Origin of the sequence: Labrenzia sp. CP4 (genome assembly GCF_001579905.1) — a bacterium.
Taxonomy (GTDB): domain Bacteria; phylum Pseudomonadota; class Alphaproteobacteria; order Rhizobiales; family Stappiaceae; genus Roseibium; species Roseibium algicola.
In genome coordinates, this window is sequence record NZ_CP011927.1 from 1646006 (window position 1) to 1665353 (window position 19348).

A 19348-nucleotide genomic window follows, 5' to 3' on the forward strand; every position below is an offset into this window, starting at 1 on the left:
TTCCCAGACAAAGCAAGGAATTGCCTCTATGTCGATGATCGCCGAATTGTGGGGTTTTCTGCGTGATAGGCGGAAATTCTGGCTTTTGCCAGTTTTCATTGTACTGGCGATTTTCGGAGCGCTGATCGTGCTCAGCCAGGGCTCGGCGGTCGCCCCCTTCATCTATGCGCTGTTCTAGACCAGTGACCGCGATCCTGGGGATCTCGGCGCTGTATCACGACAGCGCCGCTGCACTGCTGGTCGATGGCCGGATCGTGGCCGCCGCGCAGGAGGAGCGCTTTACCCGGCGCAAGCACGATGCGGGCTTTCCCGCCCATGCCATCGCCTATGTGCTGGACGAGGGCGGGCTGGACCTTGCCAGCGTCGATCACGTCGCGTTCTACGACAAGCCCTTCCTGAAGTTCGAGCGCTTGCTTGAGTCCTATCTGGCCTATGCGCCGCGCGGTTTCAATTCGTTTCGGATGGCGATGCCGGTCTGGCTGCGCGAGAAGCTGTTCCTGAAGGACCTGCTGAAGCGAGAACTGAGCCTTTTCGACCCGGGCTTCTCCGTGGACAAGCTGCTGTTCGCCGAACATCACATCAGCCATGCCGCCAGTGCCTTCTACTCGTCCCCCTTCGAAGAGGCGGTGGTGCTGACCATCGACGGGGTGGGGGAATGGGCGACGACCACGGTCGCGATCGGACGCGGCAAGGATCTGGAAATTCAGCGCGAACTGCATTTCCCGCATTCGCTGGGACTGCTCTATTCCGCCTTCACCTATTACACCGGCTTCAAGGTGAATTCCGGCGAATACAAGGTGATGGGGCTGGCCCCCTATGGGCAGCCGCGATTTCGCGACCTGATGCTGGATCGGATCGTCGACGTAAAGCCGGACGGCTCGTTCCGGCTGGATCAGCGTTATTTCAACTATGCGGCGGGTCTGACCATGACCAGCAAGGCCATGGAGGACCTGTTCGGCCACCCCGTGCGCCAGCCCGAGACGGAACCGCTGACACAGTTCCACATGGATATCGCTGCCTCGGTCCAGGCCGTGACCGAGGAGATCCTGCTGCGCATGACCCGCGCGCTGGCGCAGGAATACGGTATTCCCTCGCTGTGCCTTGCCGGCGGGGTGGCGCTGAACTGCGTGGCCAATGGCAAGATCCTGCGTGACGGCGCTTTTCGCGACATCTGGGTGCAGCCGGCGGCGGGCGATGCCGGGGGCGCGCTCGGGGCAGCGCAGGCCGCTTGGCATATGGAACTGGGCCAGCCCCGACAGGCGCAGCCCGGCGATGCCATGCGGGGTGCCTATCTGGGTCCAGCCTTCGACGACGACCGGATCGCGGCGGATCTGACAGCGGCGGGGGCCAGCTTTACCCGGCTGGACGAGGGTGAGATCCTGGCCCGCAGCGCACAGGCGCTGGCGGATGGCAAGGCCGTAGGCTGGTTTCAGGGACGGATGGAATTCGGGCCGCGCGCCCTTGGCAACCGGTCTATCCTTGGCGACCCGCGCTCGGGCTCCATGCAGAAGTTGCTGAATCTCAAGGTGAAATACCGCGAGAGCTTCCGGCCCTTCGCGCCTTCTGTCCTGCGCGAGCATGTCAGCGAGTGGTTCGATCTGGACGGGGACAGCCCTTATATGCTGCTGGTCGCCGATGTTGCCGAACGTATTCGGCGCCAGATGACGTCCGAGGAGCAGGCTCTTTTCGGCATCGACAAGCTGAACATCCGCCGCTCGGACATCCCCGCCGTGACCCATGTCGATTATTCGGCCCGCGTGCAGACCGTGCATCGCGACACCAACCCGAAGTATCACGCGCTGATCTCTGCCTTTCACGACCTGACCGGCTGCCCGCTGCTGGTCAATACCTCGTTCAACGTGCGCGGAGAACCGATCGTCTGCACTCCGACCGACGCCTTCCGCTGCTTCATGGGCACCGGGATCGAGATGCTGGTCGCCGGCAACTGCCTGCTGGAGAAAGAGGCGCAGGACGCCTCACTGCACGAGAATTACGAAAACATGTACGAACTGGACTGACCGGAGGAGCCCTTGCACATCTTCGGCCGCCATCGCCGGATCGCTACCATCTTGTGCCTGATCCCGGCGGGTTACTTCCTGCTGACCGCGATCTTTGCGCTGGTGCATTTTGACGATTTCGCCTCAGACCTGCCCAGGCTGCTGCGTTATGTACTGGGGCCGCTGGCGATTGCCGCGCTGCTGGTTGGCTGCGCCTGGCTTCTGTCGCCTGACAACGCGCTGACGATGGGGATTACAGCCTGCTCGATCCTGGCCGGGATGTTCATGTTCGAGGGGTACATGCGCTGGCATAACCTGCCGCAGCGGATGGGGCTGGCCGGGATCGTCGATGGCGGAACCGATCTGGAGCGCTATGGCGGCGCCATGCCTCCGGCCTATACGATCAAGGCTCTGAATGCCAAGTTGGGGACCGAAACTCTGGCCGAGGCGGTGCTGGCCGGGACGCCCGGAGCCGAGATGCTGCTGTGCAGCCGTATGGGCGTGCCGGTCACGACACGGATCGACAGCTACGGGTTTCGCAATCCGCTACCGGAAACCGCCGCGCCGGTCGATCTGATGATCCTCGGCGATTCCTTTGCCGAGGGGATTTGCCTCGACGATGGGCAGCATTTCGTCGACCAGATGCGTGCGGGCGGGGCTTCGATCCTGAACACTGCCAGTCGGGGTGCAGGCCCCTTGTATGAACTGGCAGTCCTTGGCCGCTATGGCCCGCATTTTCGCCCCCGCATCACCGTTCTGGCCTTTTTCGAGGGGAACGACTGGGAAAACCTGTCCGTTGAAACAGAACAGCCGTGGCTGCACGAGGCCCTGGCGCCGGAGGCCGATTTCGGCCCGATCGAGTTGGACGCGGCGCGGCGCGCGGACGCGTCCCGGATCATTGCCGGCTGGTGGCAGGGCACTGCTGCCACTTTGGAGGAATATCTGAGCCGCCGGGCCTATTTGCGCAATTTCCTTGCCCTTCAGGAAACCGCCAGCATCCTGGGGCTGCACTACCCCAAGGCGGCCAGCGACAACCCGGTTTTCGAGCAGATCCTGCATCGCATGAAGCAGATCGCAGATGGCTGGCAGGGGCGGGTGGTGGTGGTCTATATCCCCGCTCTCGACCAGTTCGGTGGGGTGTTTCCGCATGGCTTTCTCAGCGCTCCGCTACGCGAGAACGTGGCGCGCGCAGCCGAGAGCGCAGGCCTGGGCATGATCGACCTGACCCCGACCTTTCGCGACTATCCCTCGCCGCTGGGCCTTTACGCGCCGGATGCGCATCTGAATGCTGAAGGCGCGGCGCTTGCCGCCGGCACGATCATGGCCGACCCACTGATGGCCCTTCCCTGACCCCGCCTTGCCGAGTGGATGCTTGATGCCACAATGCAGTCGTTTTCCGCGCCCTGGTTGCCGAACTTTGCACGTGGCCGTGCACCATCCCTCCAGCGTCGGAATGCCCTGTTTCTGGCAACTGCGTTGACAGGCAGCCTCGTCATGTCTCCCGGGCTGACGACGCCGGCACGGGCACAGGATCTGAATTGGGACGGCGCGGGGGCGACAGCCCAGGGCACTGTCGAAGGCGGGTCAGGACAAGGCCGCCAGGGCTTCTGCGTGCAGTGTGGCGTTGGCCGCGGCGAGAACCTGACCTTCGGAGTGCAGGCCCAGCCTTTCACCTTTCCAGTCGGTGATCACGCCTCCCGCACCCTCGATAACCGGAATGAGGGCCATGTAATCGTAGGGATGCAGATTCATTTCGAACACCAGATCAATGTGGCCTGAAGCCAGCAGTCCGTATCCGTAGCAGTCGCCCCCGAAGCGGCGCATGGCGACCTTGCTTGAGAGTGCCTCGAACTGCGCGCGTCCCTCGGTGTCGAACGTGTCGGGTGTGGTCGTGTAAAGGATCGCGTCGGCCAGTCGGTGCCGGCCACTGGTGCGGCAAGGTTCACCATTGAATGTTGACGGTTCACCACGCCGCCCCGTCCAGCGTTCGCCGGTCGGCGGTATCGAGATGATGCCGAGTTCAGGTGTCCCGTTGAAAAGGCAGGCAATGAGCGTGCCGAAGGTCGGCATCCCGGAAACAAAACTCTTCGTCCCGTCAATCGGGTCGAGCACCCAGAGGTATTGGGCATCCAGACGTGCGTCCTCGTGCTCTTCGCCAAGAATGCCATGGGCCGGGAACTCTTTGAGGATGCTTTCACGCATCGCGGCCTCGATGGCGCGGTCAGCCTGCGTGACCGGGGAAAGGTCGGCCTTTTGTTCCACGTCCAATGGCTTGCGGAAGTAGGTCATCGCCATGGCGTCGGCCACGTTGGCGAGCCCGTCGGCAAAACGCGCCAGCATCTCCGTTTCGGGCGGCGTCGTGGAGCTTTGCATGGGTTTTCCTTGTCTGCGGGGAAGCTGGCAACGATGGTCAGCCGGCAAATTAACTCTAGACAAAATCCACAAAAATGCAAGACTACACAAATATCCCCAGAACCGCGAACAGAGGACGCGGCAATAACAAAGGGTCTCGGGAGGATCCGATCCGGGGCAGGCACTGGCACACGAACACGTGGATCAACAAGGAGAGACGACAATGAAGACCTGGACGAAATTCACCTTGGCTTCGCTGTTTGCCGTCGGCATGACGGCAACAGCCTCTGCCGACGAAATCACCGTCTACACTGCGCTTGAGGAAGAAGAGATCGCGGCCTATATCGAGGCCGCCCAGAAGGCGATGCCCGATACCGAGATCAATGTGCTGCGCCTGTCCACGGGCAAGCTGGGCGCGCGTCTTCTGGCAGAAGCGGGCAACCCGCAGGCCGACGTGATCTGGGGCTGGGCCGTCAGCGCCATGATGGATCCCCAGATCCTGGAGATGCTGGAACCCTACGCAGCCAAGGGCGTCGATGTTCTGCCTGCCTCCTTCCGTGGTGAAGACGGCAAATGGTTTGCTCCGATCGGCTACATGGGCGCGTTTTGCGTGAACACGGCACGGCTTGAGGAAAAGGGCCTGCCGATGCCCAAGAGCTGGAAGGATCTGGAGAACCCGGACTTCAAGGGCGAGATCCTGATGCCGGACCCGAATTCTTCCGGGACCGGATACCTGCACGTCAATGCGGTTCTGCAAACCATGGGTGACGAGGCCGGCTGGGCACAGCTCGAAGCCGTCGATCCGAACATGGCACAATATACTTCATCCGGTTCCAAACCCTGCAAGTCCGCACGCGTCGGCGAATACACTGTCGGCATTTCACTGGCTTTCACCGCGATGCAGTCCATCGAGGAAGGTTATCCGCTGGCAATGGTCTTCCCAGAGGAAGGCGTTGGATATGAACTGGAAGCATCCGGCCTGATGGAAAGCTCCGACAACAAGGATGCGGCAAAAGCCTTCCTCGACTGGACGATGTCTGACGAGGCAATCGGTCTCTACCAGCAGTACAAGGCGCTGATCACGGTTCCGGGTGTCGATGCTTCGCAAGCAGCTGAAAAAGCGGGCCTGCCGGCTGATATTTCGACCGTCCTGGCGAAAATCGATTTCGTCACCGCGGCCAAGAACCAGACGGCCGTGAAGGAAACCTGGAAAGAAAAGCTGGGCCGCTGATCGTGCCCGCGGCAGCTCCGGCTGCCGCCAGAAGCGCGCGGGGCTTCACTGGAGGCCCGCGCACCTTTGACAGGAGACCGATCCGCCGTGTACTTGACCGTCCGTAACGCCACCAAGACCTTCGGGGCCTTCAAAGCGCTCGACAATGTCTCGATCGAGATCGATCGACGGGAATTCGTTTGCCTGCTGGGTCCCTCCGGCTGTGGCAAGACGACACTCCTTCGGCTGATCGCCGGCCTGACGGAGCTGAACAGCGGCGAAATCCTTCTGGAGGGGACTGCGCTTTCGAACCTTCCCGCACGCAAGCGGGGCTTCGGGATCGTCTTCCAGTCCTACTCGCTCTTTCCCAACATGACAGTGGCCGAAAACATCGGTTACGGGCAGAAGATCCGTGGCACCCCGCGGTCGGAGATTTCACGGCGTGTGGCGGAACTTCTGGAGCTGGTGAAACTGCCGCAAGTCGCCGGCAAGTTTCCCGGTCAGCTGTCCGGCGGACAGCAGCAGAGGATCGCGTTGGCACGGGCAATCGCCGTCGACCCGCGCGTCTTGCTGCTGGACGAACCGCTTTCGGCGCTCGACGCGAAGGTCCGGGCCGAACTGCGAGACGAAATCCGCCATGTTCAGCGTTCGCTCGGCATTCCAACCTTGATGGTGACACATGACCAGGAAGAGGCGCTGGCGCTGGCGGACAAGATCATCTGCATGAACCATGGTGTCGTGGTGCAGGCCGGCACGCCGGAAGACCTCTACCATCGACCGGCGACGCGCTTTGTGGCGGACTTCATGGGGATCAGCAATCTCGTTTCTGCCGCCCCGATCCGGCGTGAATACCCGGATCTGATGGCAAAGTGGCCGGGGGGAGCGGGGACGGAGCATGTTGCCTGCATTCGCCCTGAACAGATCAGTCTGACCCCGGCGCGGGACGGCAACGCCACGGTGCGCAGCATCAGTTTCCTTGGCAATCTCAGACGGCTTGAGGTCGACAGCGCAATCGGCCCGCTGGTCGTCGAGACCCACGGGTATAATTCCTGTCACGAGGGCGAACGCGTGAACCTGAGCATTCCACCGGAAGCCTGCACCTGGGTGGCTGACGACTTGGCCCAGCAGCCTGCCGAGACCGCCGCATGAGCGGTGTGGAAACGATGACCACGCCAGCGCGCAGACAACTGGATGCGGACCGGCTGCTGACACTTGTTTGCGTTGGGCTGCCGCTGATTGGGCTCGTCCTCTTCTTTCTCTACCCGATGGTGATCGTGTTCCTGCGTTCCCTGACGGTTGACGATGGTTACGGGTTTGCCAACTACACGAGGGTTCTGGGTTCGACGGGGTTCTGGCGCGCGACCGAACATTCCCTGATCATGGGGGCTGCCACCACAGTTCTCAGCGTCTTCCTTGGTTTCATCATCGCGCATGCGCTCTATCGCTGCGCTTTCCGGGGCAAGTGGCTGATCCGCGGCGTGATCGTCCTGCCGCTGCTCGCCCCCTCGCTCGTGCAGGCGCTCGGGCTGATCTTCCTTCTGGGACGCAACGGCGTCATCAGCCGTGCCCTGGGTATCGAGATTGAAATCTACGGCTTCTGGGGGCTGTTGATCGCCAACACTCTTTATGCCTTGCCGCAGGCGGTGATGATTATCGGTGCGGCGCTGGTCCTGCTGGACGCACGCGTTTACGAAGCTGCGGAAGTCATGGGCGCTTCGCCATCACGCCAGTTTCGTGACCTGACCTTGCCCGCGGCGCGCTTCGGGATCCTCAACGCGGCTTTCGTCTGCTTCACAATCACGATCACCGATTTCGGCAACGCGGCGGTGATCGGCGGGGACTACTCGGTTCTGGCGACCGAAATCTACTCCCAAGTGGTTGGCCAGCGGAATTTCAACATGGGAGCTGTCGTCGGCATCATGCTGTTGTTGCCGACGGTGGTTTCCTATGCGATCGAGCGTCAGGCAATGAAGCGGCAACAGGTCGGACAGATGGCTGGCCAGGTGCCGTATCGGCCCTCCTTCGCACCCGTGCGCGACCCGGTCATGGCGTTCCTGTCGCTTCTGGTCTGCACCGGCATCGTCGCGGTTATCGGTATTGTCGTCTACGCAAGCTTTGTCACCCTGTGGCCTTACAACATGGCGCTGTCGTTCAAGCACTACGACATCACATTGGCCGGGGGGTATTCCTCGCTCTGGATGACCATCGTGATATCGCTCATGGCGGCGTCGGGAGGCACGCTTGCCGTCTTCCTCCTGTGCCTTGGGCTGCGCCGCCTTCCGCGCAGCGTGGCCCAGCCCATCCAGATGCTGGCCGCAATGCCGGCCGCAGTGCCCGGGATGGTCCTGGGGCTTGCCTATATCCTGACTTTCAATTCAACCGCGACGCCGCTCTACCTTCTCTATGGGACGGCGGCCCTCATCGCGATCATCAACTTCTATCACTACCACACGCAGGGTTTTCTGACGGTGATGACCGGTTTTCGCCAGTTGCCCCGGGCGCTCGAGGAAGCTGCAGACAGTCTTGGAGCTGGAATCGCAAGGACGGCCGTCGATATCATCGCGCCGTTCATTGCCCCAATGCTCGTTTCGGTGTTCTTTTTCCTGTTCATGCGGTCCATGGTAACCCTGTCGGCAGTCGTCTTCCTCACCACGCCTGACCTGAGCGTGGCGGCTGTCACCATCATGCGGCTGGACGATGCCGGTCTGACTTCGCAGGCGGCAGCCTTTTCCACCTGTGTGATGGCAGTCGTGTGTATTGCGCTTTTGAGCATGAAGGGAACACTGGTGCTGATGGGACGAGGCAACCGGAGCAAGGTGCGGACCTGATGTGGGCGAAAGAACGTCACCGGCTCATTCTGTCCATGCTGAGTGCGAGCCAGCAGGTGAGCGCCAACGATCTTGCGCAGATGCTGAACGTCTCTCGCGAGACGGTGCGCCGCGATTTGCTGGACCTGGAAGAGTCTGGACAGGTTAGCCGCGTCCATGGCGGCGCGGTCTTGCCCGAGCCGCGTTCCGAGGAGCCCTTCCGCCAACGGATGACGACGCAGATCCGGGCAAAGTCGGAGATTGCCCGCAAGGCTGCCGGACTGATCCAGCCCGGACAGACGATCCTTGTGGACGCGGGCACCACTACAGCCCTGTTTGCCCGTGAACTGGCCAAGCTGTCGGATCTGTCGGTGATCACCAACTCGATTGATATTGCCACCACGCTGCAAGGGGCTGGCAAGGATGTGCTGCTGCTCGGTGGGCGGATGGCGGCCGACGTCCCTTCGACGGTCGGCGAACTCACCCTGTCTGAAATCCGCCGTTTCCGTGTCGACCTGTGCTTTTCGGCTCCGGTTGGGGTGCATCCGGTCAAAGGTGCGTTCTTCTACGACCTGCAGGAAGCCGAAATCTCCAAAGCCATGGCGGCACAGGCGCAGCAGACGGTTATTCTGGCCGACCAGAGCAAGCTTGGAAAAACCAGCAGGGTTCAGGCCTTGGAGACCGGAGAGATCAGCAGGCTTGTGACAAACAGGGCAGCAACTGAAGAGCAGGTAGCGGCCTTCCGCCAAGCGGCCATAGACGTAATGGCTTGAGAAGCGAAAACCGCTCGATAGACAGGATCAGATTGCACAACGCGGTACAGATTTTCTGCACTCGCGCCTGGTTCGGCAAACTGAAGCGTCTGATCAATGTCGTCTTTGTTCAGCCGTGGTGGAGGGATCAGCCATGGCGACATGGGTAATCGGCACCCGCATCACGTTGCCGCTTCGCCCCATTCATCCCCAGCCTGCGTTTCTCCCGACCAGATATCGACAGCCTTGATATCGAAAGCCCATGGTTTCAGGTTGCCGGCTCCAGCCGCCTTCAGGCCTCAAGGAAGGGGGCTGAAAGTTCCAAATGGGTCAGCCAGGCCGGACAACGGGCAATGTTCCATCCCGGTTTGCGGGCCTTTGACGCTTGCGACATGATACAATTGATACAAACGGCAAGGCCAAACTGAAAAGAAGCTTACGTAGAAATGAGGTCCGGCCTGCCGCCCTTGCCGAGGCGTTGATACAAAGTGAGATCCAATGTTGCTTCAAGACGGAGCGAGTGCTTCTGAAAGTGAAGCCGATAGAAACCGGATCCAGCTGCTCATGGAAGAAGCTGTCGAGGCGTTGAGCGATGGCTTCGTGCTCTACGACAGTGACAGAAGGCTTGTTTTCGCAAACAAACGCTATGCGGAGATGCTTGGTCCGCACAAGGATCTGCTTGTTCCCGGCGCGCGGCTCGACGACATCGTCGGCAGTGCTGTCCGCAGTGGGCACATTTCATTCGTTCGCAGCCCTGAAGGCGGTTTGTCTGGTGTCCTGGAAACCCTGGCAGCCAGGGGAAAACTGAAGATCGAGATCAAGGTTGCCGACGGCAGCCAGCACAAGATCTATCTCAAGCATCTGAAAGACGGCAGCATTGTCGTGAAGGTTCGCGACATCACGGAACAGCGGACTGCAGAGGCGCGTGCAAGAGAGATCCTTTATGGCGCGGTTGATGCCGTCGACGTTGGTATCGCGCTCGTCGATGATGATGACCGGCTGGTGTTTGCCAACAAGAAGTTTCGGGAGATAGGCGACCCGGACGGCAGGCTTTTCGTCCCCGGCCGTGCGATGCGCGACATTCACGCCGAGGCCATAGCATGCGGCCTGATCCCGCTTCCGGGGGGCATGAACCCCGCCGAAATGCTCGATGAGCTGGATCGGCTTATACGCCTTGCCATCAAGGGGTATCCGATACCCAACAATCAGAACAGGGAACTGGTCGGCAGCGCCTACGAGACAAATCTGAAAGGACGGCTGCTCACGATTGAAGACGTCACGGATCGCGTCAGGGCGGAGCGGCGCTTTACGACCGCGGTTGAACGGTTGCCGGTGGGTATCGCCTTTGAAGGGCCGGACGGGCAGTTCACGCATTGCAATGATGCGTTTGCAGCGCCCTTTCACCTGACCGCGGCCGAAATTCTAAAGCTGTCGGATATTGAGCGGATCGACTTGCTGGCACCACAGATATCGATGGTTGCCGGTCAGGAAGTAGGCGACCGCGCGGCTGAGCTATTCACCGCTGCGGTGAAGCAGCAGCGCGAGACGCTGGAACCCATGGAGGTTCGCTTCTGGGATGGCCGGCACTACCGTGTCGAGCGAGCCATCTCCGAACACAACAGCCGCGTTGTCGTGGTCACCGACATCACCGCCTTGAAAGAAACCGAGGCCAGAAGCCTGGCCACCCTGAATGATGCCATTCAATCTCTTGATGAGGGGTTGGTGCTCTTCGACAAGAGCCTCAATTTCGTGCTCGGAAACCGGCTCTGGTACGAAATGTACTTCAGTGAACTGGCACCGCCCGTTGCCGGGGAGAACATTCTCACCATCCTGGGCCGGTTGATCGACAACGGCGTCGTTCTTGTTCCCGAGGGCGAAGACAAGACGTCCTATATGTGCGAGCTGACGCTTCTGGTGAAATCCTACCAGAAGAAGCAGGCCATCCATCTTGCCGGTGGACGTATTCTGCTGGCGTCAGCCCACAGAACCGAACTGGACGGGTATCTCGTCTCCTTTATCGACGTGACCGAGCAGCGACGTGCCGAGGAAGAGCAGCGCGAGGCGGATCTGCTTCTGCACAAGATCGTCGAGGCCTGCCCAGCAAACTTTCTCGTCTCCCGCATCGAAGATGGAAAAATCATCTACTGCCCGCCTGCTTCACGAGAGCGGTTCGGCGATATCGACACGACCCTCAATTTCTTCTTGAAGCCGGAGGATCGGGAGCGGTATCTGGAAGCGCTCTTGCCGACGGGAACACTTGATGATTACCGGGTTCAGTTCCGCAGGGCCGACGGCTCAATCATGGAAGGCATCACCGCCGCCCGCGTGACCGACTACAAGGGCGAGAATGTCATCGTGTCCTCCACAAGGGACATTTCGGACCTTCTGGCCATGCAGGAGGAATTGCAGAAACAGCGTGACATTGCCCACCAGAACGAAAAACTGTCCGCCCTGGGTGAGCTGCTTGCCGGTGTCGCGCACGAACTCAACAATCCCCTTTCCATCGTTACCGGTTACGCCCAGATGCTTCAGGGAAAGCTCAAGGACCCGGTTCTGGAAAAGCGCATCGACCGCATCGCGGAGGCTGCCGACAGAAGCGCGCGGATCGTCAGGGCTTTCCTGTCCATGGCGCGCCAGCGACCGGCAAATCTGGAACCGTGTACGCTGAACGAAATCGCCTCGGTTGCCCTTGATCTTGCCGGCTACGGGCTGCGCTCCAACGGAGCCAGGATTGAGACGGAGTTTGATGAGGATCTTCCGTCAATCCTCGGCGATACGGACCAGCTGGTCCAGGTCGTTACGAACCTCATTATCAATGCGGAACACGCCCTTTCGCCGCTTGGTGAGGAAGCGGTGCTTGTGTTGCGGACGTTCCACGACGGAAGAGACGGCCAGGCAGTCCTCGAAGTCCGGGACAATGGTCCGGGGATGACGAAGGAAATCAGGGACCGCATCTTCGAGCCGTTTTTCACGACAAAAGACGTAGGTGAGGGGACGGGCGTCGGCCTGGCATTCTGTCACCGGGTTGTCGACACCCATGAAGGCACTCTCGAAGTCAGTTCATCCGTTGGCAAGGGGACGAGTTTCTTCGTGCGGCTGCCCGCAATGGAAACTGAGGCTTCAACTGACACCTCGCAGGCCCAGCCAGGCGGAACGCATCATCGCAAACGGGTGTTGGTCGTTGATGACGATGTCGCTGTCAGCGAGCTCGTTTGTGACCTGCTGGCAGATCTCGGATGCCAGGCAATACAGGAAACCAGCGCACGCAAGGCTCTTGCGCGCCTGTCACACACATCCGTCGATCTGATTATCAGCGACTACAAGATGCCGGGCATGGACGGTGCCGCATTTTACAACAGCCTGATCGGGTTATCGCCCGGTTACAAGGATCGTATCGCCTTCATGACGGGCGATGCCATGGGGAAGTCCGTTCAGACATTTCTGATGGAAAGCGAGCGCCCCTACATTGAAAAGCCCATTTCCAAGAAGGATCTGGCTTGTTTGTTAAATCAACTGGACAGCAGGAAAAACACATCATGAGCGGGGCTCCGGGTGCGAAGCAAATTTTGGTCTGTGACGACGAACCTCATCTTCGCGAAATGGTTGCCGAGTATCTCGCCGAGCGCGGCTATGACGTTGTTGAAGCGCCGAACGCCAACGACATGAAAAGGCTTCTGGAGAGCCTGGAACCGGCGCTGATCATTCTGGACGTGAACATGCCTGGTACGGATGGTCTGACCGCGTTGCGTGACCTTCGAACCACCTCGACCGTGCCGGTGATCATGCTGACCGCAGCAAGTGATGTGATCGACCGCGTCGTGGGGCTGGAAATGGGAGCCGACGATTATGTCGGCAAACCTGTCGACCTGCGCGAACTGGAGGCCCGGATCAAAGCCGCACTGAGGCGCAGAAGTTTTGACGAGACAAGTGCGCAGCAGAAGGATCGGCAAGCGGGGACAGTTCCCTTTGGTACCTGCCGTCTGGATCTGGACGGGGCGAGGCTGATCGGTGGCGACGGTCAGGAAATTGCGATTACGTCCATGGAGTATCAGCTGCTCAGGGTGTTCGTCGAGAACCGTGGACGCGTTCTCAACCGCGACCAGTTGCTGGAACAGGCACACGACAAGGGCTGGGAACCTTTCGATCGTTCGATCGATCTGCGTATTTCAAGGCTGCGCCGCAAGATAGAACTCAATCCCACAAAACCCGAGACCATCAGAACGGTCCGAGGGTTGGGCTACGTCTTCGATTAAGTGCTCCTCCCGGCAACCCGGGAGACCTCGTCAGCTGCGATACCTGACGCAAATTCCAGTTCGTCGAAGCCGGAATTTGCGTCCTGTTGGTCAGCATCCCGGCTTTTTGGCGCATCAATCCAGCCCCAGATCCGCGCTGTCTCTTCGAGAACGGTAACAATTGTACCTTTGGTGTGTGCAGGGGCGGGCTTTTTGATACCGGGCGGACATGGGAAAACGCTTTCTCCGGCGCGTGATCCGGCTTTCCAAGTTTTTTCAAAAGATGTTTTTCTTCAGTCGTTTACACAGGGCTTGTCTGGAGTTTTGTCGCCCAGCTCAATGCCCGTTCAGACCTCGCATTTGAAACAATGTGTCGGATATTTCTGTGGGGCGAGCGCCCGGATACAATTGAAACACCCGGTGAAACGAGGCTGAAAAGAAAGGTTCCCATCTTTGGTGTGTCGGCAAGGTCGCCGACGCCAAAACCAAATGGAGAACTACCATGATGAAAACCACTTCTTTCGCACTGGCTGCTGTCATGTCCACGTTCCTGATCCAGGCAACGCCTGCTTCCGCTGGCCAGAGCTGCTGGGGACTTGAAGGTCAGGCGCTTCAGGATTGCATCGACAATCTTGTCGACGAACTTGGCAAGATCGGTCACGAAAGCAATTCCGATACGCAGACAGTGAAGATCAAGAAATCTTCCCGCCAGAAATCTCGTTGAGGCCTAACCTCGACCGGAACTGACAACCAGAAACCCTCGGCGTGAACAAGACGCCATAAGGGTCACCTCTCCTGCGGTGCAATTCGACTGGCATTGATGTGTTTTGGCTTGCTTGCCAGGGTATACCCATCAAGCCGTTGAATTGCCCGCAGACAGGTTTTCAAGAAGACGGCATCTGAAACGGCCGGTTGGCCCCTTCAGGCAAGCTCTCTTCTCCAGGCGTTTTGAAATTTCTACGCCTTTTTTGAGTGTCTGCTTTTACCACCTAGCCCAAACTGTTGAGCAACCGATTTCAAGGCACGCCGTTGGCTGACTTGTTCGGTTTTCGGTCCGGCGCTCTGCAACAGCCGGCAGTGATCATCAAACCAGGAAATGGCACCTCTTCCTGAGCATTGATGGGGTAAAAGCGCTTCGCGCAGCTTCACAGCAAAAGCCCATGGAAGGGGCCAAGACATGGCTTGGGCCCCTCCTGTTCGGTAACGGCAGGGTTATGCGGGGACGGACGGGTACTTCATGCCCGCGACTTCCTGCATCAGGCGGATCACCTGTGTGCTGTAGCCCGCCTCGTTGTCATACCAGACGTAAAGGACCAGCCGGTCGCCGTCGACGATGGTTGCCTGGCTGTCGACCACACCGGCATGGGTGGAGCCGACGAGATCGGAGGAAACCAGTTCGGTCGAGGCCGTGTAGTCGATCTGGTCCTGCATCGGCGACTGCACCGAAATCCCGCGCAGGTAATTGTTCATTTCCTCGGCCGTCGTCTCGCGCTTGAGGTTCAGGTTGAGGATGGCCATCGAGACGTTGGGGATCGGCACCCGCACCGCGTTGCCGGTCAGCTTGCCCTTCATTTCCGGCAGGCACTTTGCGACCGCGCTGGCAGCGCCCGTGCTCGTCAACACCATGTTCAGGGGCGCGGACCGGCCACGACGATCCCCGCTGTGGTAGTTGTCGATCAGGTTCTGGTCGTTGGTGAAGGCGTGGATGGTTTCCACGTGGCCGTTCTCGATCCCGAACTCGTCGTTGATCACCTTCAGCACCGGCGTGATGGCGTTGGTGGTGCAGGAGGCCGCGCTCAGGATCCTGTCGTCCGCCGAGATGTCGCCATGGTTCACGCCATAGACGATGTTCTTGATGCTGCCCTTGCCCGGCGCGGTCAGGATCACCTTCGCTGCGCCCGGGCATTTCAGGTGCTGGCCAAGACCATCCTCGTCGCGCCAGATGCCGGTGTTGTCGACCACCAGCGCATTGCGGATGCCGTATTTGGTGTAATCGACCTCGGCAGGAGAGTTGGCGTAGATCACCTGGATGTAGTTGCCGTTGGCGATGATCGCATTCTGCTCTTCGTCAACGGTGATGGATCCGCTGAAAGCGCCGTGGACGGAGTCCCGTCGCAGCAGGCTGGAGCGTTTCTTCAGGTCGCCGGCCTTGCCGCCGCGCACGACAATCGCGCGCAGGCGCATCTTGTTGCCAGCACCGACGCGTTCGATCAGCATGCGGGCAAGAAGGCGTCCAATACGCCCGAAGCCATAGAGAACGACATCCTGCGGTTCCTGCAGGATGGATGTCTTGCCGGTGTTGATGCTGGCCAGCTGTTTCTCGAGGAAGCTCTTAACGTCACCGCCTTCTTCCATGTAGCCGTGGCACAGCTTGCCGAGGTCGACGCGCGAGGCGGCCAGGTCCATCTCCAGCATTGCCTTGACGATTTCGAGGCTCTTGGTAACGTCCAGTTCCTGCCCGGTGATCTGCAGGGCATAGCGGTGTGCCTTGAGGATCTCGATGGCGGAGTTGTTCAGAAGACGCCGGCCGAAAATCCGGATGTTGATGCCGTAGTCACGGTAGAGATGCCCAACCAGCGGGATCATCTGCTCGGCAGCGGACTGTTGTTCCTTCCAGTTGTCGAAGTGGTTATCCATGGCCGCCATACACAAAACTCCCTTATGGTCTTTCCAGCGCGCTGAGTGGCAAGTCTTTGTCCTGCGCACGGTCTTTAGCTCTTGTGGAAACGTAATGTCCATAAGCAGTTTGAAGACTAATCGATTGAAATTTGGGGAGGGTGCTTTTGGTCGCGTCCAGGCCGCTGGAAGCGTTACATCTGGAACCTTGCAAGTGCAGATAATCAACTCGCAGAGACTTAGTTTGAACGCAGAAGTGCAGAGCAAAATCTGGTAATTCACGCTCGTCGACGGCATTTGCTGTTGAATTCGGACTGCGGATTCAAGCAGACATCGGGGGGCAGGCAAGTCCTGTGTTGATGACGTATCGGCTTCCGGAAGTCATGGGGTCGCGAAGCCTTTTCACACCCCGAGTTCACGCAGGCCTTTCTCTATCGTTTCGCGAGCGCCGTTTTCGGCAAACGGGAAGGACGCGAAGAAGACTTCCGAACTGATTTCCGGATCTGCCTGTCTCGCCCGGGCCAGCCATTGCCGGGCTTCTGCGTTCTTGCCGACCAGGTGTGATGTCAACGCCGCGATCAGCGAGATATGCTTGTGCGCACCAGGCATCTGGGCTGCTTTCACGGCAAGCTCTGCCGCCCTGTGCCTGTCGCCCAGTTGCAATTGCACCAGCGCACGTGCCGACACCATGCCATAGGCAAGCGGGTCGAGCGGGCTGAGGTCCAGCGCCAGAGCAAGATCTGCATCGGCCTGCGCTGCCTGACCTGCCATCACGCTCACCAGCCCGCGTGTATAGACGCCCTGCGCGAAACTGGGGCTGAGGCTGGTTGCCCGGTCAAACCAGGCGATTGAATCTTCCAGCTGGCCATCGAGCCAGGAACACCGCCCGGCATTGAAGTGTGCAAAAGGATCGAGCCTGTCGGTCTCCACCGCCTGCTGCGCCAGCGCGCGAGCCTTTTCGACCTCGGCTTCGGGATCTTCCGCAAAGCGCATGAAGGCTGATTGAAAATGCGTGAAGGACAGCCCGCCCATGGCGCCGGAGAAATAGGGATCGCGTTTCAGGGATCGTGTGAACAGTTCTGACGCACGGGCGTTGTCCTGCCGGTTGAACCGGTACATGTGATCCAGCCCCAGGTGAAAACAGGCCCATGCATCCAGTTCTCCCGGAGCGCGTCTGCGTGCGATGCGCACTTCGTTTTGCGGGATCTGAACCGCCAGACTGGCAACGACATGGCTTTCGATTTCCGGTCTGAGCTGCTGCAATTCGGACAGGCTGCCACGATAGTGTTCCGCCCAGATCGTGCCGCTGCTGGTTATGTCGATCAGCGAAACGCCGATCGTGACGCTTTCACCCGCAAGTTCGACCGTGCCGGTGAGCCCATAGCGAACGCCGAGTTGGCGACCGGCGGACAACGGGTCCACATCGGGTCCGCGAAAGCGGAAGCTCGATCCACGTGCGATAACGAACAGCCAGTGCAGGCGCGACAGATCCGCAATGATGTCGGCAGGCAGCGCATCGGCCACGATTTCGTGCTGGCCCGGTTCGCCAAAATACTGGAAGGGCAGGACGGCGATGGAGGGCCGCCCGTCGCGCGCGGTCTTCAGCGCTTCCTCAATTGCCGGGGCGGCCTGTTCCTCGGTGATCAGGCCCGAACGTGCCGGGGGTGCCTTTGCCTGGACACTGGAAACTTCGGTTTCCGCGACAAACCGGAACCCCTTGCCATGGATCGTCCGGATGACTTTCTGTGTGCTGCCGTTGTCCCCCACAGCCTTGCGTGCAGCCTTGATCCGCGCTGCCACTGCCGTTTCAGAGACGATCCGTCCATCCCAGACATGCTCTATCAATTCGTCCTTGCTGACCATCCGGTCGCGGTTTTCGACCAGCAGCAAGAGAAGGGAGAGGACCTGCGGCTCGATCGCCACGCGTTCGCCATCACGGCGCAATTCGAAACGCGCGCCGTCCAGTTCAAATCCGTCAAAGGTGAACACCAGGGCGTCGGCTTGCGGCACACGTTCCCCTTTCCCCGAAAGTCTTCATGAAAAGGTCAGTTATATTCATGTCCCCGTCAAGCATTGCCGCTGGGTAAGGCGTATCTCTTGTTCATCGGGAACGTCCGATGTTGCTTGGAAACACTGTTACTTGAACTAGGAGATATGAAATGCCGCTGGTTACGATCGATGTCATCAAGAACGTTTTCACCCCCGAACAGAAGCACCAGCTGATCGAAAAGGTGACCGAAGCCATGGTCGCCGTGGAAGGCGAAGCCATGCGCCCGGTCACCTGGGTCCGCATCATGGAAGTCGAGCAGGGTGACTGGGCCATTGGCGGTCAGCGCCTGGGCGCAGCGGACGTTCATGCCATGTCGGGCAAGAAAGTCGCCTGACGCTGCAAAAAATCTGTTGCAAGAAGGGCCGTGCCTTGTGGCGCGGCCTTTTGCGTTTTGAACGGAAGATGCCATCAGGCGCTCATGCGCAATGAGACCCTTGCTTCCATGCTGAACGCATCACCTGCCGTCAAACCTCAAGCGAGGGAAAATCGTCCTGCAGCTTGTCGGAATACCTGCCGTCGAACGTATGAAGCCCCGCATGGCGGATTTCGGTCTGGTAGTCCAGCCAGATGGTGCCGCCGCAACCGCGTACCCAACGCAGGCTGAAGCTCTGGTCCTCATGCAGGAACAACCGACCGCTTGGCGTCGGAAGGTGGCCGAAGAAGTCGTAATACTCCATGTCGGCATGGGCGGGGATCAGCGACATGTCGGGGTAGTTGGTGACGACACCGCGTTCCACCATCGTTTCCGGCACCTTCCGGCTCAGCAGCGTCAGGCCCTGACCGCCAGCGGGAATGGAGATGAAACCATCCCGGTGCTCGGGGTGCCAGTCGGTGTTGTCATAGTCGCGAAGCTGGTGATTGTAGGTCATGCTGCGGGAAACGAGCTGTTCCATCGGGCTTCGCTCGGCTTCCGGCAAGGCGGTTTCCGTTTCAATCAGCTGCCGGAGCAGATCCCAGTTGTAATATTTCTGCGGGTAGGACGCGCTGACGAAATCGCCGCCGAAGGCGACCAGACGCCACACGGCCTCAGGCGTGAACTCCATGTCGGAGTCGAGCATCAGCATGTGGCTGAACTGCTTGTGGGCGAGGAATTTGCTCATAAGGTGATTGCGGTTGATGACGAGGTTTGCAGCACCATAGGTTTCGAACGCAAACGGCAGTCCGTGGTGCTGAAACTCCTGCGTCAACGCGATGAGAGAGCGAACCGTCGGCAGTTCGACCTGGCCGCGGGTCGGCATGGCAATCATGATGATGAGCGGTGTTGCTCCGTCGGCCTCATTCGCCATTTCCTGTTGCCTCTCTGAAGGTGATGCCGGGGCATGGATGCCGGGT

Annotated in this window: 15 protein-coding genes; 11 read left to right on the forward strand and 4 right to left on the reverse strand. The window is 59.7% G+C overall.

Annotated elements, in window-relative coordinates; all coding sequences use genetic code 11:
• Window positions 1–28: 28 nt before the first annotated feature.
• The 3 genes from ACP90_RS28510 to ACP90_RS07585 are packed head-to-tail and all read left to right on the forward strand — an operon-like array spanning window position 29 to window position 3347.
• On the forward strand, window positions 29–178 hold the full coding sequence (locus tag ACP90_RS28510) for a DUF5989 family protein (RefSeq protein WP_022998046.1): 150 nt from the start codon (window positions 29–31) through the stop codon (window positions 176–178).
• 4 nt (window positions 179–182) lie between these two features.
• On the forward strand, window positions 183–2018 hold the full coding sequence (locus ACP90_RS07580; RefSeq protein ID WP_286145743.1) for a carbamoyltransferase: 1836 nt from the start codon (window positions 183–185) through the stop codon (window positions 2016–2018).
• Window positions 2019–2030: 12 nt separating this feature from the next.
• Complete coding sequence (locus ACP90_RS07585; RefSeq protein ID WP_062487692.1) at window positions 2031–3347, forward strand: hypothetical protein; 1317 nt, start codon at window positions 2031–2033, stop codon at window positions 3345–3347.
• 234 nt (window positions 3348–3581) lie between these two features.
• Here ACP90_RS07585 and hisN read toward each other — a convergent pair whose 3' ends face one another.
• Window positions 3582–4370, reverse strand: coding sequence for a histidinol-phosphatase (gene hisN / locus ACP90_RS07590; protein WP_062487694.1), 789 nt, complete (start codon window positions 4368–4370; stop codon window positions 3582–3584).
• 202 nt (window positions 4371–4572) lie between these two features.
• Here hisN and ACP90_RS07595 point away from each other — a divergent pair, with 202 nt between their 5' ends.
• From ACP90_RS07595 to ACP90_RS07625, 7 genes are all read left to right on the forward strand, one after another.
• Window positions 4573–5580 carry an ABC transporter substrate-binding protein gene (locus tag ACP90_RS07595; protein ID WP_022998042.1) on the forward strand — a complete coding sequence of 336 codons (1008 nt, stop codon included), beginning with the start codon at window positions 4573–4575 and terminating at the stop codon, window positions 5578–5580.
• Window positions 5581–5667: 87 nt separating this feature from the next.
• Window positions 5668–6708: an ABC transporter ATP-binding protein gene (locus ACP90_RS07600; protein WP_062487696.1), complete on the forward strand. Its 1041-nt coding sequence runs from the start codon at window positions 5668–5670 to the stop codon at window positions 6706–6708.
• Window positions 6705–8387, forward strand: a complete 1683-nt coding sequence (locus tag ACP90_RS07605; protein WP_062487698.1) for an ABC transporter permease subunit — start codon at window positions 6705–6707, stop codon at window positions 8385–8387. The genes ACP90_RS07600 and ACP90_RS07605 overlap by 4 nt, the downstream gene beginning before the upstream one ends.
• A complete protein-coding gene (locus ACP90_RS07610) occupies window positions 8387–9139 on the forward strand; it encodes a DeoR/GlpR family DNA-binding transcription regulator (protein ID WP_062487700.1) in 753 nt (250 codons plus the stop codon). The genes ACP90_RS07605 and ACP90_RS07610 overlap by 1 nt, the downstream gene beginning before the upstream one ends.
• Before the next feature lie 477 nt (window positions 9140–9616).
• Window positions 9617–12658 carry a PAS-domain containing protein gene (locus tag ACP90_RS07615; protein WP_062487703.1) on the forward strand — a complete coding sequence of 1014 codons (3042 nt, stop codon included), beginning with the start codon at window positions 9617–9619 and terminating at the stop codon, window positions 12656–12658.
• Window positions 12655–13371 (forward strand): response regulator, encoded by a 717-nt coding sequence (locus ACP90_RS07620; RefSeq protein WP_062487705.1) that lies wholly within the window; start codon window positions 12655–12657, stop codon window positions 13369–13371. Before ACP90_RS07615 ends, ACP90_RS07620 begins: the two co-directional genes overlap by 4 nt.
• A gap of 481 nt (window positions 13372–13852) precedes the next feature.
• A complete protein-coding gene (locus tag ACP90_RS07625; protein WP_062487708.1) occupies window positions 13853–14074 on the forward strand; it encodes a hypothetical protein in 222 nt (73 codons plus the stop codon).
• Between the two features lie 488 nt (window positions 14075–14562).
• Here ACP90_RS07625 and ACP90_RS07630 read toward each other — a convergent pair whose 3' ends face one another.
• Window positions 14563–15996: a glyceraldehyde-3-phosphate dehydrogenase gene (locus ACP90_RS07630; protein ID WP_055655809.1), complete on the reverse strand. Its 1434-nt coding sequence runs from the start codon at window positions 15994–15996 to the stop codon at window positions 14563–14565.
• Window positions 15997–16368: 372 nt separating this feature from the next.
• Window positions 16369–17976 carry a winged helix-turn-helix domain-containing protein gene (locus ACP90_RS07635; protein WP_062487709.1) on the reverse strand — a complete coding sequence of 536 codons (1608 nt, stop codon included), beginning with the start codon at window positions 17974–17976 and terminating at the stop codon, window positions 16369–16371.
• Window positions 17977–18125: 149 nt separating this feature from the next.
• On the opposite strand from ACP90_RS07635, the gene ACP90_RS07640 reads away from it, so the two are divergent.
• Window positions 18126–18350 (forward strand): tautomerase family protein, encoded by a 225-nt coding sequence (locus tag ACP90_RS07640; RefSeq protein WP_022998030.1) that lies wholly within the window; start codon window positions 18126–18128, stop codon window positions 18348–18350.
• A 130-nt stretch (window positions 18351–18480) separates the two neighbouring features.
• Here the strand turns inward: ACP90_RS07640 and ACP90_RS07645 are convergent, their stop codons facing one another.
• Window positions 18481–19302, reverse strand: a complete 822-nt coding sequence (locus ACP90_RS07645; protein WP_062487711.1) for a hypothetical protein — start codon at window positions 19300–19302, stop codon at window positions 18481–18483.
• Window positions 19303–19348: the final 46 nt, after the last annotated feature.

Excerpts from the sequence above, each read along its gene's own strand:
- ACP90_RS28510 (WP_022998046.1), top strand. The coding sequence starts at position 29 with ATGTCGATGATCGCCGAATTGTGGGGTTTTCTGCGTGATAGGCGGAAA.
- hisN (WP_062487694.1), bottom strand. The coding sequence starts at position 4,370 with ATGCAAAGCTCCACGACGCCGCCCGAAACGGAGATGCTGGCGCGTTTT.
- ACP90_RS07595 (WP_022998042.1), top strand. The coding sequence starts at position 4,573 with ATGAAGACCTGGACGAAATTCACCTTGGCTTCGCTGTTTGCCGTCGGC.
- ACP90_RS07605 (WP_062487698.1), top strand. The coding sequence starts at position 6,705 with ATGAGCGGTGTGGAAACGATGACCACGCCAGCGCGCAGACAACTGGAT.
- ACP90_RS07610 (WP_062487700.1), top strand. The coding sequence starts at position 8,387 with ATGTGGGCGAAAGAACGTCACCGGCTCATTCTGTCCATGCTGAGTGCG.
- ACP90_RS07615 (WP_062487703.1), top strand. The coding sequence starts at position 9,617 with ATGTTGCTTCAAGACGGAGCGAGTGCTTCTGAAAGTGAAGCCGATAGA.
- ACP90_RS07620 (WP_062487705.1), top strand. The coding sequence starts at position 12,655 with ATGAGCGGGGCTCCGGGTGCGAAGCAAATTTTGGTCTGTGACGACGAA.
- ACP90_RS07625 (WP_062487708.1), top strand. The coding sequence starts at position 13,853 with ATGATGAAAACCACTTCTTTCGCACTGGCTGCTGTCATGTCCACGTTC.
- ACP90_RS07630 (WP_055655809.1), bottom strand. The coding sequence starts at position 15,996 with ATGGCGGCCATGGATAACCACTTCGACAACTGGAAGGAACAACAGTCC.
- ACP90_RS07640 (WP_022998030.1), top strand. The coding sequence starts at position 18,126 with ATGCCGCTGGTTACGATCGATGTCATCAAGAACGTTTTCACCCCCGAA.
- ACP90_RS07645 (WP_062487711.1), bottom strand. The coding sequence starts at position 19,302 with ATGGCGAATGAGGCCGACGGAGCAACACCGCTCATCATCATGATTGCC.